Here is a 14502-nt window from a genome sequence, read left to right on the forward strand (position 1 = left end):
GGCCTCGCAGGGCAGAGTCGAATGGCCGGCACGATAGGCAGCCGCCATCAACGGCGGTATCAGGCAAAACCCTAGGCGGCCCTAGGGTGTCCTAAGGCGTCAAAGCCCTAAAGTTTCCGCCGCCGCTGCCGGGGCATGCATACGCCGCCTTACGTCATCATCCGGCTGCTCGTTTGCGAGGAACTGCGTGCGGACTAGGCTGAACAGAGCGCTCGCGCAGTAAAACAGCTACCCCTGGGGGTGCCGCACACAGCGGCACCCATCGACCACAGGTAACGGTTCTTAGATGACGGAGCGTGTATCGGACATTGCAGATCGCTTGGGCCCTTCCCCTTCACTGTTGCGCTGGATGCCCTGGGCCATCGCTGCGCTGCATGCGGCCCTCGTGCTGCTGGGCGGCTTGCTGATGGGTGCGCGGCCCTTGGCGGCCATTGTCTGGAGCCTGCTGACGCTGCTGTTGTCTTTGGCGCTGTGGTGGCTGGCCATCCAGGTCATACTCCGTGCGATGCGGGCGCAACAGTCAGCTGCAGTAGGAGGTGCAAGCACCCGCGACGCGGACGTTGCTGCTTCGCCGACGGGCAGCTATTCGCCGCGGATCTACGAACGGATGGTCGCCAGCCTCCCCGACGGCGTGGTGATCATCCGCAGCGGACAGGTCCGCTTTTGCAATGCGGCGGCCGGCAACCTGTTCGATCCATCAGGCCAGACGCCGTCGCTGACCGGCGAATGGCAGCCATACATTGCCCCGCACCTGCGGGCACGCGAAACCGAGCGACTGGACCGCCTGCAGTGCGGCGTGATCAGCCCACAGTGCTTTCGGCACGTCATTCTGCTGCGCGCCGACAGCACCCCGTTCCAGGCCGAGGTATGCGAGCTGCTACTGGAAAATGACGGGTACCATGACGTGCTCCTGCTGATACGTGACATCAGCGAATCGGAGCGAATGCAGCGCGAGCTGGAACAGGCCAACCAGCGGCTGCAACATCTGTCGCAGCGGCTGATGGAGGTGCAGGAAAGCCAGCGCCGCCAGCTCGCCCGCGACCTGCATGACGACATCGGCCAGCAGCTGACCGCCCTAAAGCTGCACCTGCAGCGGCTGCGCCTGTCGCTGGCCCATGAACCGACGCTGGCGAGGCTGGCAGGCCAGCTCAGCGATGCCGCCGACGAGGCGCTGGGCAAGGTGCGCAGCCTGTCTTTGGCGCTGCATCCCCTGCAGCTCGAGACACTCGGTTTGCAGGCCGCCGTGCATTGGCACCTGTCGCGCTTCCTCGAAGCCGCCCGCACCCGCTGGTCACTTAAGCTTGAGGGCGAAACGGTCGACCTTTCTCCTGATATCGCCCTGGTGGCGTTCCGCATCATTCAGGAAGCGGTGAACAATGTCGCCCGCCACGCCCACGCCAGCCGCCTGGACGTGCTGATCTGCCGCACAGACGATGCCCTGCGTGTCGAAATCATTGATGACGGCGTCGGCTTCGACGTTCGAGCGGCTCGCACACGCGCTCAGAGTCTGGGCCTGACCAGCATGGAGGAACGCGTCGCGGCGTTGAGCGGAGAATTGAACATCGCCAGCCTCAGCGGGGTCGGCACACGGGTCACCATGCAGCTGCCGATCGCAGCAGCATCCCCGCACACTGGAGTAAAGGCATGAAACGGGTAGCACTGATCGACGATCATGGACTGGTCAGAGCAGGCCTAAGGGCGCTGGTGCAGGACCAGCCGGGATACGAGGTGGTGGCCGAAGGGGCCGACGGCAGCGAGGTGCACGGCATTCTTTCCCGCCTCAAGCCGGACATCCTGCTGCTGGATATCAGCATGAAACACATGAGCGGCCTGGACGCCCTGCGTCAATGGCGCACAGAGTTCCCGGCCGTACAGATTCTGATCCTGTCGATGCACACCACGCCGGACTACGTTCTGCAGGCGCTGCGCCTGGGCGCCAGCGGTTACCTGCTCAAGGACGCCGCCGCACAGGAACTGGAGCTGGCACTGAGGGCGTTGTCGCGCAACGAGTCCTACCTCAGTCCCGGCATCGCGCAGACCGTCATCCAGTCGGCGGTGATCGAAGGCGGCCAGCGCACGGAGCCTGCTGCCGCGCAGCTGACGCCACGCCAGATCGAAATCCTGCGGCTGATCGTGCGCGGCGTGTCGACCCGTGAGATTGCGAGCGGCCTGGGCCTGAGCGTGAAGACCGTCGATGCACACCGGGCGCAGATCATGGATCGGCTCAAGCTGCGTGACGTGCCCTCTCTGGTGCTGTATGCGCTGCGCAAGGGCCTGGTGAGCGCCGAGGACTGAGCCGGTGGCAACCCCAGCAGCACAGCCGATGGGGCCAAACAGGCCCAGCGAGCCTAGTGGCTAATTTTTAGCCAACTCGCTGCATGCCAGACAGGGCGTGGGCTGGCGTCTCGTTTCCCCATGTTATCCACAGAGCGCCCCACAAAAATACTGGACAACTAACAGCCGCATTTCCACGGATCAGAGGAAGCGGACTGTCAAGCGAAAACGACCTTTGAACAACCACTTAGAGGCGGATAGCAAGTGCTGATCAGTTATTGATCAGTTACCGCAACGTCAACGCGGTCGCGGCGCTCAGACATTCACGAATAGGTTATCCACAGAGGCTTGCACAGGCATCGGGGATAAGTATTCCCGACTCTATCGAGGTAATCAGGAAAACCTAAGAGGCGGCTGTTCGCAACGCGACTAGGCTTGTCCTCACGCCCAAGGAGCCGCCGCCATGTCCAGTCTGGAAATGATTCAAACCCTGTTTGCCAACTATGCGCTGGGGATCAGCGGTGCCTGTATCGGCGAGCCTTGCTGAGGCTTGGCTGGGCGGGACCAGGGCGTTACGCTGCCTGTCGTTCAACTGACGGAGTCGATGATGTCCTTGCATTCGATATGCGTGTTCTGCGGCGCCAGTACTGGCCATGATCCAATTTACCGAGAGGCGGCCGAAACCTTGGGCCAGACATTGGCCCGACACGGCATCCGGCTGGTCTACGGCGGCGGTGCGGTCGGCCTGATGGGCGTGGTAGCCGATGCAGCGATGGCCGCCGGTGGCGAGGTCATCGGCATTATCCCCCAAAGCCTCAAGGACGCCGAGGTCGGCCACACCGGACTGACGCGGTTAGAGGTAGTCGACGGCATGCACGCACGCAAGGCACGGATGGCCGAGCTGTCGGATGCCTTCATTGCCCTTCCGGGCGGCCTTGGCACGCTCGAGGAGCTGTTCGAGGTCTGGACCTGGGGTCAGTTGGGCTACCACGGCAAACCGCTTGGCCTGCTCGACACGAATCACTTCTACAGCAAGCTCAGCCAGTTCCTCGACCATCTGGTGAACGAGGGCTTCGTCAAGGCTCCGCACCGCGGCATGCTCCAGCGCAGCGACTCGCCTGAAGCGTTGCTGCAGCTCCTGCAGGACTGGCAGCCGAGTGCCGAGACGCGCTGGAGCAAGCGCGCACCGGCGTAAATGCTCGCCGCCCGGCCTGTACAGAAAACAACCAGATCTGTGCAGGCGTCGTGCTTCGTGGCTTGCAATGGGTTCGCCGATGGTTATCCACAGCACTCTCCACAGTAACCGGGGATAACTGGAAGGAACCCACCAGGCGAGGCGGCAAACAGGTCCGAAAAGCCTTGCACAACCTTTGCTGCCGTGCCGTCTTACAGGCCACAAGCGGTTCGGTTAAAAAACGAACAAACCGCTGCAAGCCGCGTAACTCATGGCATACAGCCTTCAACTCAAAGCTTATCCACAGAACGCCTAACAGATATCCGGGATAACCTCATCAGCAGAAAGCTGCACCCGCGCCAACAACGAACTTCCCTGGGGACAACGCCTCCAATCGCATAGGCCTACTCAAGGAACCTCTCATGTTGTCCCGGTCAGCTGCTGCCATCCCGCGCCCTCATTCAACTCGCCTGTTGATGTCGGTGCCGCTCCAATGATGAGCTTCCTCGCCATGGTATTGGCGGCTTTCGTCTGCTTTGCGCTGGTCTTCTTCATCAAGCAACGGCAGTACAACCATCCGGCCCTGCGTCTCCCCTATGCGCTAAAGCAGCCGCTGTTCCACCCCAGCGAACGCGAGCTGCTAGAGCTATTGCAGGCGGCGTTGGGTGAGCGTTTCGTCATCCTCGCCAAGGTGCGCCTGGCGGACGTCGTCGACGTCACCGCCATCCCGCGCCGTGCGCCCTGGTATCGCGCCGTCAACCGTATCTCGGCGGCCCGCTTCGATTTTCTGCTGTGCGACAGGACGACACTGGAGCCGCAATGCGCCATCGAAATGGAACCGGCAGACGCGGCCAACACCTTTGTCGATGAACTGTGCCAGACCATTGGCCTGCCGCTGGTTCGCCTGTCGGCGGAAACGGCGCGCGCCTATGACCGGCTGTGTGCCGCCGTCGAGCAGGCCATTGAAACTCGGTCGTAGGCCTTGGACCCGTCACGACCGCCCCCAGAGGGCTGCGGTTTCGGCTCGCCGGTGATCGAATCGAGGTGAGTTTCGCGCGACAATCGTAGGGCTGCGGCCCTCCATAACGCCGCGCCCCTTTCCCGGAGACACCCTGCTCGTGATCACCCCATGCTGCTGAAAGCCCGCCTGCAGGCGCTGTTCGGGCTTGCTTCTCGTCTGATAAGCCGTTACCCGGGAACCTTCGCACTGTTTGGTTTCTGCTCGGGCCTAGCCAGTTTCGTGCTGGTTGAACGCCAGGCCGGACTAGCCAAGTTCATCGCCGCCCTGATGCTGGTCAGCTGGCTGTGGCTGATGCTGGAGAAAAGTCTGCGCGCTGGCCTGGAACGTCGCTTCGGTTGGAAGGTGCCGCCGCCGCTGCTGCGTTACGTGACGCAGATGGTCCACCAGGAAAGTCTGTTCTTCATCATTCCCTTTTTCTTTATCACCACCACCTGGAACAGCGGCCAGGCCGCATTCACCGTGCTGCTGGGCGTAGCAGCGCTCGTGTCATTGGTCGACCCGCTCTATTACAAGTGGCTGGCGCCGCGACGCTGGGTCTATTTGGCTTTTCACGCGCTGACACTGTTCGCCGTTCTGCTGACTGCACTGCCGATCATCTTTCACCTGTCGACACCGCAGAGCTACCTCTGGGCATTGGCCATCGCCGTGGTGCTCGCCCTGCCCAGCCTCGGCGGATTGTTTACCTCTTGGAACTGGAAAAGCGTGCTGGGAATACTGTCGCTCGCCGCCGTGGTCGGCCTGGCCGGCTGGCTGGGACGCACCTGGGTGCCGCCGGCAACGCTCTGGCTGACGGACGTCGCAGTGACCATGACCCTCGACAATGAGTCGCGCAAGCCGGGTAATCGCCTGCGTGAACTGACCAGCCAACAGCTGCATGGCAATGGCCTCTATGCTTTTACTGCGATCAACGCGCCGCGCGGCCTGAAAGAGCGGATCTATCATGAATGGACGCACAACGGTCGACGAGTCGATCGTATTCCTCTGGAGATCAGTGGCGGCCGAGATGCTGGCTACCGCGCCTGGACTCACAAGCGCAATTTCCCCGCGCAGGCCCAAGGTAAATGGCGCATACGGGTGATGACCGAGGCAGGACAAATGATCGGCATGCTGCGCTTCGAGGTCGTGGAATGAACCGCTGAAGCCAGGCGGCATCGAACGGCAAAGGGCGTCCGCTACTGGCCATGGAGGAATGCATGGAATGGTGGGACATATTAAGCCGCACCGTTGCCTCGGAATTCTCTGACATCCCTGACTTCGAGCATGCGATTCGCGTAACCGTACGGTTGGTTCTGGCCGCGTTTCTGGGGGGTGTGCTCGGCTACGAACGTGAATCCAAGGGCAAGGCCGCCGGTCTGCGAACCCACATGCTTGTGTCGCTGGGCGCTGCGCTCTTCGTGCTGGTACCGCTCGAAGCGGGAATGCCCATCGAGGACCTCTCACGGGTCATGCAGGGTATTGTCACCGGCATTGGCTTTCTTGGCGCCGGCACTATTCTCAAGGGAAGCTCGGTTCAGGACGTAAAAGGCCTCACCACCGCCGCCGGCATCTGGCTGACCGCCGCCATCGGGGTTGCCACGGGGTTGGGTCACGAATCCACCGCCGTAATGACCACGGCCTTCGCACTGGTGATCTTTCTGCTGATGCCTCGCCTGGAGCAGCATGCGGCGCATAGGTCGGCCGATACCGAAAAGAAGGGGCGTGATCAGGATGACTCCCCATGACAACCGCCTGCAGCTTTCCTTCAGGAGTAGATCATGCATAACCGTTACGCTTACCTGGCCACCGGAGCGCTGATGCTTGGCCTGGCTGGCTGCGGCGATACCGCCACCCTGCCAGTCGAAGCGGGTTACGGCCCGGACCCTGCGCTGCCCGCGCCTAACAAGACGCTGATCCCGACTGTCAACATCGCCGAGGCCACCGGGTGGCCTGAGGGCCGGACCCCGCAAGCGGCCGCCGGCCTCCAGGTTCAAGCATTCGCCGACAACCTCGACCACCCGCGCTGGCTCTATGTGCTGCCCAATGGTGACGTGCTCGTGGCCGAAAGCAATGCGCCCGCGAAGCCGGAGGACGGCCAGGGCATTCGTGGCTGGATCATGAAAAAGGTCATGGTGCGGGCGGGCTCCGGCGGCAAGAGCGCCGACCGTATTACGCTATTGCGTGACCGCGATGGTGACGGCACGCTCGAAGACCGCTCGGTATTTATCGAGGGGTTGCGCTCACCGTTCGGCATGGCCCTCATAGGTGATCAGTTGTATGTCGCCAACACTGATGCACTGGTGCGCTTCCCCTACACGCAAGGCGTTACCCGCATCGACGCGGCGGCTGAGAAAGTCATCGACCTGCCCGCAGGGCCGATCAATCATCACTGGACCAAGAATGTCATCGCCAGCCCGGACGGATCACGGCTGTACGTCACCAGCGGCTCCAACAGCAACGTTGCCGAGAACGGCATGGAAGCGGAGGAAAACCGCGCAGCCATCCTCGAAGTTGACCCGCAGAAAAAAACGCTGCGGTTGTTTGCCTCCGGCCTGCGCAACCCCAACGGCCTGGCGTGGCAACCCGATAGCGGCGAGCTGTGGACCACTGTGAATGAACGCGACGAGATCGGCAGCGACCTGGTGCCGGACTACATGACCTCTGTCCAAGACGGAGGCTTCTACGGCTGGCCCTATAGCTATTACGGTCAACACGTCGACGAGCGGGTCAAGCCGCAACGTCCGGACCTGGTGGCTAAAGCCATCGTGCCCGATTATGCGCTTGGCGCACACACAGCCTCTCTCGGCCTGACCTTTTATGAAGGTTCGCTGCTGCCCGAGCACTACCGACACGGCGCCTTCATCGGCCAGCATGGTTCATGGAACCGTAAGCCGCGCAGTGGCTATAAAGTGGTGTTCGTGCCCTTCAAGGATGGCGAGCCGGACGACACTGCCCAAGATGTCCTGACCGGCTTTCTCAATGAGGAGGAGCAGGCCATGGGTCGCCCGGTAGGCGTCGCGGTGGACAAAGCTGGAGCGCTGTTGGTGGCCGATGACGTCGGTAACGTGATCTGGCGGGTAACACCCAACCACCGGTAAAGGGTGCGAATCGCGACCGGCCCCCAACCGGTCGCGCCAGGCCTGGTCAGAGGATGACCGGCAACGGATGCACCAGCCGGATCTCCTCCGGCGACAGCTCGACACCGTAGGCCAACACTTCGACGCCCGCCGCAACGGCTTCCCGCAGTGCGAAGGCGTAGGCCGGGTCGACCTCGCTGGCGGGGCGGACCGCCTCGATGTCAGTAAGGTTGACGCAATACAGTTGTACCGCCCGTATGCCTTGGCCAGCCAACGCCGCCAGTTCACGCAAATGGCGAGCACCGCGGGTCGTCACCGCATCTGGAAAGGCCGCAACAGCGGTATCTGCGAACCCCAGGGTCACGCTTTTGACTTCAACGAACGCCGGCCCGGCGGGATAGTCGAGGCGGAAATCCACGCGGCTGTTCTCGATGCCGTAGGCCACCTCACGCTTGAGCGCAGTGAAGCCGCTCAGTTCCCCAATCACGCCTGCCAGCAGGGCTTCTTCGACCAGCCGATTAGCGCGTGCCGTGTTGACACAAGCCAGGCGCCCCTGCGGCGTTTCCACCAGCTCCCAGGTGCCTGGCAGCTTTCGCTTGGGGTCGCTGTTGCGCTGGAACCACACGCGTGCGCCCTCGCCCATACAATTGAGCATCGAGCCGGTATTCGGACAATGGATGCACAGTTCTTCACCAGCCTCAGTGACCACATCGGCAAGGAAGCGCTTGTAGCGTCGAATCAGGCGTCCCTGCTCCAGAGGCGTTGAAAACAGCATCAGCCTTTCCAGCTCTGCAAACCACGGGCAATGCGCTCGACGGCCTGCTCCAGCCGAGGCAAATCCTGAGTGTAGGCGAAGCGTACATGATGGCCGGCCTGGTGCCGTCCGAAATCCAGCCCGGGCGTGATAGCGACAAATTCGGTTTCCAGCATGTGCTGGCAGAAGGCATAGGCATCACCGCCAATGGCGCTGATATCGGCGTAGAGATAAAAAGCGCCTTCCGGCTCCACCGCGATACCGAAGCCCAGTTCGCGCAACGCCGGTAGCAGGAAATCGCGACGCTTGGCGAATTCTCGGCGACGCGCCTCGAGAATCTCGAGCGTGCCCGGCTCGAAACAGGCCAGCGCGGCATGCTGCGCCATGGTTGGTGCACTGATGTAGAGGTTCTGCGCGAGCTTTTCCAGTTCGCTGACGGCCTGAGGTGGCGCGACCAGCCAGCCGAGGCGCCAGCCGGTCATGCCGAAGTACTTGGAAAAGCTGTTGAGTACGAACGCCGAGTCGTCGACTTCCAGCACACTGGCCGCATCGGTGCCATAGGTGAGGCCATGGTAGATCTCGTCGACTACAAGATGCCCACCGCGCGAGTTCAGCGCTGCAGAAAGCCCCGCCAGCTCGTCACGGGTCAGCAGAGTGCCGGTGGGGTTGGCCGGCGAAGCCACCAGGGCGCCAACGCTGTCCTTGTCCCAATAACGCTCGACCAGATGGGGCGTCAGTTGATAACGCACATCTGCACCCACCGGAACCAGCTGCGCGGCACCTTCGATCAGGCGCAGAAAATGCCGGTTGCACGGGTAGCCGGGATCCGCCAAAAGCCAATGTTTGCCCGGATCTACCAGCAGACTGCTGGCCAGAAGAAGCGCACCGGATCCGCCGGGAGTAATCAGCACGCGTTCGGGGTCAATAGACAGTTGATAGCGCTGCTCGTAGAAACCGGCAATCGCCTCGCGCAACTGCGGCAGCCCTCGGGCAGCGGTGTAGCGGGTATGACCAGCAGCGAGGGCAGCCTGACCAGCCGCAACAATGGGCGCGGCGGTGGTGAAGTCCGGCTCTCCTATTTCCAGGTGAATGACATCATGTCCAGACGCCTGTAATTGATTAGCCCGGGCCAGCAATGCCATGACGTGAAAGGGTTCGATTGCACGGCTACGCGCGCTATATGACGAGGTCATCTGACCTTCCTGACGAGTACAAAACGTGAATTCTACCGAAGGTCCCCCTGACACCGCAGCCACCGTGATATTCGGGAGTAGCGCACCCCGATGCGATCTGGTAAGTTCGCCCGCTTGCAGCCGCAGGGCCGGCACGGGCCGGCAGAGGGATTTCACTATCCTGCGCAATGGACATAGCGAGAGGCGTTCATCCATGCCCATTACTAAGACGACACCCAGCAACCAACTGATCCGCGCCTTCGTTCCCTATAAGGAGTCCAAGGGCGAGGAATACATGAGCGATGACATGCGCGCTCATTTCACCGGCATCCTCAATAAGTGGAAGCTGGAGCTGATGGAAGAAGTCGACCGCACCGTGCATCACATGCAGGACGAAGCGGCCAATTTCCCCGATCCGGCCGACCGCGCCAGCCAGGAAGAAGAGTTCAGCCTGGAACTGCGTGCCCGTGACCGCGAGCGCAAGCTGATCAAGAAGATCGACGAGACGCTGCAGCTGATCGAAGACAACGAGTACGGCTGGTGCGATTCGTGCGGCGTCGAAATCGGTATCCGTCGTTTGGAAGCCCGCCCCACCGCCACGCTGTGCATTGATTGCAAGACGCTGGCAGAGATCAAGGAAAAGCAGATCGGTTCCTGATCCCGAACGGGGCGCTACGGCGCCCCGCTTCATTTATGCCCTCCTGCGCCCTTGCTTCATCCCGCCTCGACGCCCCTTATCCGAGCCGGCTCATGTCCGCACCCTCTTCGTATATAGGCCGCTTCGCGCCGACCCCCAGTGGTTACCTGCACTTCGGCTCGCTGATTGCCGCCCTCGCCTCCTATCTCGACGCCCGTGCTGCTGGTGGGCGCTGGCTGTTGCGCATGGAGGACCTCGATCCGCCGCGTGAAATGCCAGGCGCGCAGTCAGCGATTCTCCGGGCGCTGGAGGCCTACGGGTTTCAGTGGGATGGAGAGATGGTCCGCCAGAGCGATCGGCTTGAAGTCTATAACGAGGTGATCGAAAAACTCAGGCAGGACGGCCATGCATATGCCTGCAACTGTTCACGCAAACAATTGCAGGCGTTCGCCGGACTGTACCCAGGCTTGTGCCGCGAAGCAGGCCGCGACACCCAAGACGCCGCCATTCGCCTGCGCGTACCGGATCGGACCTACAGCTTCAATGACCGCGTTCAGGGTCAGTACAGCCAGGACTTGAGCCGTGAAGTGGGTGATTTCGTCATCCGCCGTCGAGACGGGCTGATCGCCTATCAGCTGGCGGTGGTGCTCGACGATGCCTGGCAAGGCATCACCGACATCGTTCGCGGCGCCGACCTGCTCGACTCCACGCCGCGCCAGCTGTTCCTGCAGGAGCTGCTTGGCCTACCCCGCCCGCGCTATCTGCACGTACCGCTGATCATCCAGCCGGACGGCCATAAGCTGGGCAAGCGTTACCGATCGCCCCCGCTGGAGCCAGCCCAAGCCACACCCTTGTTGCTGCGTGCGTTGCGCGCGCTCGGCCAAACCACCCTCGGCGAGCTGTCCGACGCCCTGCCCGATGAGGTACTGAGCTGGGCGACCGCCCACTGGGATATCGAGCGCATTCCTCGCTGTCGCACCCTCGCCGAGTCGCAGCTGCGCTGAGGCGGCATCTTTGCCTATCGGCGCGAGCCAACCGACACGCGTCGCTCTTTTCTGCCAGCCTGTGGCCTGCCGCTTGCCGCTTCCTTTACCATCCGCCTACTTTCGACACGAGTTCCAGCATGTACATCTACCGACTGGTGCTGCTCCTGGTGGTGGGGATCTATCTGTTTTCCCCTGCCATCATGGACTGGTGGATTGACCCCAACGGCGCGTGGTACCGGCCTTATCTGTTGTGGCTGATTCTCATCGTGGTGACCTTCATTCTTCAGAGTCAACGCGATGCAGACGAGCTTTAGCCTCAGCCACCTGATTCTGATCAGTGTCGCCTACCTGCTGGTGCTGTTCGGCGTCGCCTGGGTCAGCGAGCGCGGGCTGATCCCGCGCAGCATCATTCGCCACCCGCTCACCTACACGCTGTCCCTTGGTGTCTACGCGAGTGCCTGGGCGTTCTATGGCACGGTGGGGCTGGCCTATCAGTACGGGTACGGCTTCCTCGCCACCTACCTGGGCGTGTGCGGCGCATTTCTGCTGGCGCCGGTACTGCTTTATCCGATACTACGCATTACCCGGACCTACCAGCTGGCGTCGCTGGCGGACCTGTTCGCCTTCCGCTTCCGTAGCACCTGGAGCGGCGCACTGACCACAGTGGTCATGCTGATTGGCATGCTGCCACTACTCGCGTTGCAGATTCAGGCAGTTGCCGACGCCATCGGAATTCTCACCCTCGAGCCTCTGCAGGAACGGGTCGCGCTGGGTTACTGCGTGATGATCATGCTGTTCACCATTCTTTTCGGTGCCCGGCATATCGCCACGCGCGAGAAGCATGAAGGACTGGTGTTCGCAATCGCCTTCGAATCGGTGGTCAAGCTGCTGACCTTCGGTGCCATTGGTCTGTATGCACTGTTTGTCGTGTTTGGCGGGCCGCATCAGCTCGAAATCTGGCTGCTGCAGAACCAATCGGCGCTGCAGGCCCTGCACACGCCGCTGCAGGAAGGGCCGTGGCGCACCCTGCTGCTGGTGTTTTTCGCCTCTGCGATCGTGATGCCGCACATGTATCACATGACCTTTACCGAAAACCTCAACCCGCGCGCACTGGTCAGCGCCAGCTGGGGCCTGCCGTTGTATCTGCTGCTGATGAGCCTGGCCGTACCGCTGATTCTCTGGGCCGGGCTCAAGCTGGGCGTCAGCACCAACCCCGAGTACTTCACACTCGGCCTCGGCATTACAGCGCAGAGCGAGGCACTGACGCTGCTGGCTTTCGTCGGCGGGCTTTCAGCCTCCAGCGGACTGATCATCGTCAGCACCCTAGCCTTGTCGGGGATGGCGCTCAACCACTTGGTACTACCGCTCTACCAGCCGCCCACCGAAGGCAACATTTACCGCTGGTTGAAATGGACCCGCCGCAGCCTGATCATCGCGATCATCATGGCCGGCTACGGCTTCTATTTGTTACTCGGTGCGGAACAGGATCTGTCGAACCTGGGCATCGTCGCCTTTGTGGCGACTCTGCAGTTTCTGCCTGGCGTGTTGTCGGTGCTGTATTGGCCGACCGCCAATCGTCGCGGCTACATCGTTGGGCTGCTGGCCGGCATCGCCGTCTGGGTTGTGACCATGCTGCTGCCGCTGATTGGCAACCTTGATGGTTTCTATATCCCGCTGTTCAACGTCGTTTACGTGCTCGACGACACCAGCTGGCACCTGGCGGCAATCGCCTCGCTGGCGGTCAACGTACTGGCGTTTTCGCTGTTCTCGTTGTTCACCGAGACCAGCCCCGAGGAGCAAGCCGCAGCCGAAGCCTGTGCAGTGGAAAACGTACGCCGACCGCAGCGTCGTGAATTGGCAGCTGCCTCGCCGCAGGAGTTCGCCACCCAACTGGCCAAGCCCCTGGGCGCCAAGACCGCGCAGCGTGAAGTGGAACAGGCGCTGCGCGATCTGCAGCTCCCCTTTGACGAGCATCGCCCCTATGCCTTGCGCCGGCTGCGCGACCGCATCGAGGCAAACCTGTCGGGCCTGATGGGTCCGAGCGTTGCCCAGGACATCGTCGAGAACTTCCTCTCTTACAAGAACGGCGCAGACAGCTACGTCACCGAAGATATCCATTTCATCGAGAGTCGCCTGGAGGATTATCACTCGCGCCTGACCGGCCTGGCCGCCGAGCTCGATGCACTGCGCCGCTATCACCGGCAGACCCTGCAGGAGCTGCCGATGGGTGTCTGCTCGCTGGCCAAGGATCAGGAAATCCTGATGTGGAACAGAGCCCTGGAAGAACTTACCGAGATTCCCGCGCTGCAGGTGGTGGGCTCGCGCCTGTCGACCATCGCCGAACCTTGGCAGAGCTTGCTGAGCGACTTCACTCAGCAGAGAGAAGAGCACCTGCATAAACAACGGTTGCAACTGGACGGCCACAGCCGATGCCTGAACCTGCACAAGGCCGCGATCGCCGAGCCATTGGCACCGGGTAGCAGCGGGCTGGTACTACTGATCGAAGACCTCACCGAGACCCAGCAGCTTGAAGACCGGCTGGTTCACTCCGAACGCCTGGCCAGCATTGGTCGACTGGCGGCCGGGGTCGCCCACGAAATCGGCAACCCAATCACCGGCATCGCCTGCCTGGCGCAGAACCTGCGCGAGGAGCGCGAGGCAGACCCGGAAATCATCGAGACCAGCAACCAAATCGTCGAGCAGACCAAGCGGGTCTCGCGCATCGTTCAGTCGCTGATGAGTTTCGCCCACGCCGGCGGCAGGCAGCAGGACCGGTACCCGGTAAGCCTGGCCGAGGTGGCTCAAGATGCCATTGCCCTGCTCTCACTCAACCGCCACGGTACCGAGGTGCGCTTTTTCAACCTCTGCGACCCTGGTCATGTGGCCGAAGGAGACCCGCAGCGGCTCGCTCAGGTGCTGATCAATCTGCTGTCCAATGCCCGAGATGCATCGGAACCCGGCGGCGCCATCCGAGTGCGCAGCGAAGTCTCCGAACAGACCGTCTATCTCATCGTCGAAGACGAAGGCAGCGGCATTCCGCAGTCGATTCAGGATCGACTTTTCGAGCCGTTTTTCACGACCAAGGATCCAGGCGAGGGCACAGGGCTGGGCCTCGCACTGGTCTATTCGATCGTGGAAGAGCATTATGGGCAAATCAATATTGATAGCCCGGCCGACCCGGAAACCAAACGCGGCACGCGTTTCCGCATCACCCTGCCGCGTCATGTCGAGGCAACAGATTCCGGTGATTGACGAGGCGACGGCAGTCTTAGCCAGATCTCGACCCCAGCGTATAGCTGGCCCCGCCGCGACCTGGATGGAGATGACGCTGGCGCCCCGAAGCCGCATCAAGTCGCACCGCGGCGGCTTGCACAGGTTCATAAACGAGCCCTTCTTCAGCGCCGTTTCCAACCGATGTGTAGCCGCCTTCA

At 62.0% G+C, this 14502-nt stretch carries 13 protein-coding genes; 11 read left to right on the plus strand and 2 right to left on the minus strand.

Annotation, left to right across the window (positions count from 1 at the left end):
• Positions 1-286: 286 nt before the first annotated feature.
• The 7 genes from AAGW23_RS06210 (at position 287) to AAGW23_RS06240 (ending at position 7543) form a co-directional block, all read left to right on the plus strand.
• Complete coding sequence (locus AAGW23_RS06210; protein ID WP_342405447.1) at positions 287-1648, plus strand: ATP-binding protein; 1362 nt, start codon at positions 287-289, stop codon at positions 1646-1648.
• Positions 1645-2295, plus strand: a complete 651-nt coding sequence (locus AAGW23_RS06215) for a response regulator transcription factor (protein ID WP_342405448.1) — start codon at positions 1645-1647, stop codon at positions 2293-2295. Before AAGW23_RS06210 ends, AAGW23_RS06215 begins: the two co-directional genes overlap by 4 nt.
• 586 nt (positions 2296-2881) lie before the next feature.
• On the plus strand, positions 2882-3469 hold the full coding sequence (locus AAGW23_RS06220) for a TIGR00730 family Rossman fold protein (RefSeq protein WP_342405449.1): 588 nt from the start codon (positions 2882-2884) through the stop codon (positions 3467-3469).
• Positions 3470-3944: 475 nt separating this feature from the next.
• Positions 3945-4427, plus strand: coding sequence for a DUF2726 domain-containing protein (locus tag AAGW23_RS06225; RefSeq protein WP_342405512.1), 483 nt, complete (start codon positions 3945-3947; stop codon positions 4425-4427).
• A 150-nt stretch (positions 4428-4577) separates the two neighbouring features.
• Positions 4578-5600, plus strand: a complete 1023-nt coding sequence (locus AAGW23_RS06230; protein ID WP_342405450.1) for a DUF5924 family protein — start codon at positions 4578-4580, stop codon at positions 5598-5600.
• A 62-nt stretch (positions 5601-5662) separates the two neighbouring features.
• A complete protein-coding gene (locus AAGW23_RS06235) occupies positions 5663-6190 on the plus strand; it encodes an MgtC/SapB family protein (protein ID WP_342405451.1) in 528 nt (175 codons plus the stop codon).
• A 33-nt stretch (positions 6191-6223) separates the two neighbouring features.
• Positions 6224-7543 carry a sorbosone dehydrogenase family protein gene (locus AAGW23_RS06240; RefSeq protein WP_342405452.1) on the plus strand — a complete coding sequence of 440 codons (1320 nt, stop codon included), beginning with the start codon at positions 6224-6226 and terminating at the stop codon, positions 7541-7543.
• A gap of 46 nt (positions 7544-7589) precedes the next feature.
• On the opposite strand, the gene sfsA is transcribed toward AAGW23_RS06240, so the two are convergent.
• Entirely contained in the window at positions 7590-8297 is a 708-nt protein-coding gene (gene sfsA / locus AAGW23_RS06245; protein ID WP_342405453.1) for a DNA/RNA nuclease SfsA, read from the minus strand.
• Positions 8297-9469, minus strand: coding sequence for a pyridoxal phosphate-dependent aminotransferase (locus AAGW23_RS06250; RefSeq protein WP_342405454.1), 1173 nt, complete (start codon positions 9467-9469; stop codon positions 8297-8299). Before AAGW23_RS06250 ends, sfsA begins: the two co-directional genes overlap by 1 nt.
• Before the next feature lie 193 nt (positions 9470-9662).
• Between AAGW23_RS06250 and dksA the strand changes: the two genes are divergently transcribed.
• From dksA to AAGW23_RS06270, 4 genes are all read left to right on the plus strand, one after another.
• A complete protein-coding gene (gene dksA, locus AAGW23_RS06255; RefSeq protein ID WP_064481641.1) occupies positions 9663-10106 on the plus strand; it encodes an RNA polymerase-binding protein DksA in 444 nt (147 codons plus the stop codon).
• A gap of 92 nt (positions 10107-10198) precedes the next feature.
• Entirely contained in the window at positions 10199-11089 is an 891-nt protein-coding gene (gene gluQRS / locus AAGW23_RS06260; protein WP_342405455.1) for a tRNA glutamyl-Q(34) synthetase GluQRS, read from the plus strand.
• A gap of 119 nt (positions 11090-11208) precedes the next feature.
• Positions 11209-11385 (plus strand): hypothetical protein, encoded by a 177-nt coding sequence (locus AAGW23_RS06265; protein WP_003095129.1) that lies wholly within the window; start codon positions 11209-11211, stop codon positions 11383-11385.
• Positions 11369-14323, plus strand: coding sequence for a sensor histidine kinase (locus AAGW23_RS06270; RefSeq protein ID WP_342405456.1), 2955 nt, complete (start codon positions 11369-11371; stop codon positions 14321-14323). Before AAGW23_RS06265 ends, AAGW23_RS06270 begins: the two co-directional genes overlap by 17 nt.
• Positions 14324-14502 lie beyond the last annotated feature (179 nt).

This window comes from Stutzerimonas chloritidismutans, assembly GCF_038562055.1.
GTDB classification, from domain to species: Bacteria; Pseudomonadota; Gammaproteobacteria; order Pseudomonadales; family Pseudomonadaceae; genus Stutzerimonas; species Stutzerimonas chloritidismutans_A.

Excerpts from the sequence above, each read along its gene's own strand:
- AAGW23_RS06210 (WP_342405447.1), top strand. The coding sequence starts at position 287 with ATGACGGAGCGTGTATCGGACATTGCAGATCGCTTGGGCCCTTCCCCT.
- AAGW23_RS06215 (WP_342405448.1), top strand. The coding sequence starts at position 1,645 with ATGAAACGGGTAGCACTGATCGACGATCATGGACTGGTCAGAGCAGGC.
- AAGW23_RS06220 (WP_342405449.1), top strand. The coding sequence starts at position 2,882 with ATGTCCTTGCATTCGATATGCGTGTTCTGCGGCGCCAGTACTGGCCAT.
- AAGW23_RS06225 (WP_342405512.1), top strand. The coding sequence starts at position 3,945 with ATGAGCTTCCTCGCCATGGTATTGGCGGCTTTCGTCTGCTTTGCGCTG.
- AAGW23_RS06230 (WP_342405450.1), top strand. The coding sequence starts at position 4,578 with ATGCTGCTGAAAGCCCGCCTGCAGGCGCTGTTCGGGCTTGCTTCTCGT.
- AAGW23_RS06235 (WP_342405451.1), top strand. The coding sequence starts at position 5,663 with ATGGAATGGTGGGACATATTAAGCCGCACCGTTGCCTCGGAATTCTCT.
- AAGW23_RS06240 (WP_342405452.1), top strand. The coding sequence starts at position 6,224 with ATGCATAACCGTTACGCTTACCTGGCCACCGGAGCGCTGATGCTTGGC.
- sfsA (WP_342405453.1), bottom strand. The coding sequence starts at position 8,297 with ATGCTGTTTTCAACGCCTCTGGAGCAGGGACGCCTGATTCGACGCTAC.
- AAGW23_RS06250 (WP_342405454.1), bottom strand. The coding sequence starts at position 9,469 with ATGACCTCGTCATATAGCGCGCGTAGCCGTGCAATCGAACCCTTTCAC.
- dksA (WP_064481641.1), top strand. The coding sequence starts at position 9,663 with ATGCCCATTACTAAGACGACACCCAGCAACCAACTGATCCGCGCCTTC.
- gluQRS (WP_342405455.1), top strand. The coding sequence starts at position 10,199 with ATGTCCGCACCCTCTTCGTATATAGGCCGCTTCGCGCCGACCCCCAGT.
- AAGW23_RS06265 (WP_003095129.1), top strand. The coding sequence starts at position 11,209 with ATGTACATCTACCGACTGGTGCTGCTCCTGGTGGTGGGGATCTATCTG.
- AAGW23_RS06270 (WP_342405456.1), top strand. The coding sequence starts at position 11,369 with ATGCAGACGAGCTTTAGCCTCAGCCACCTGATTCTGATCAGTGTCGCC.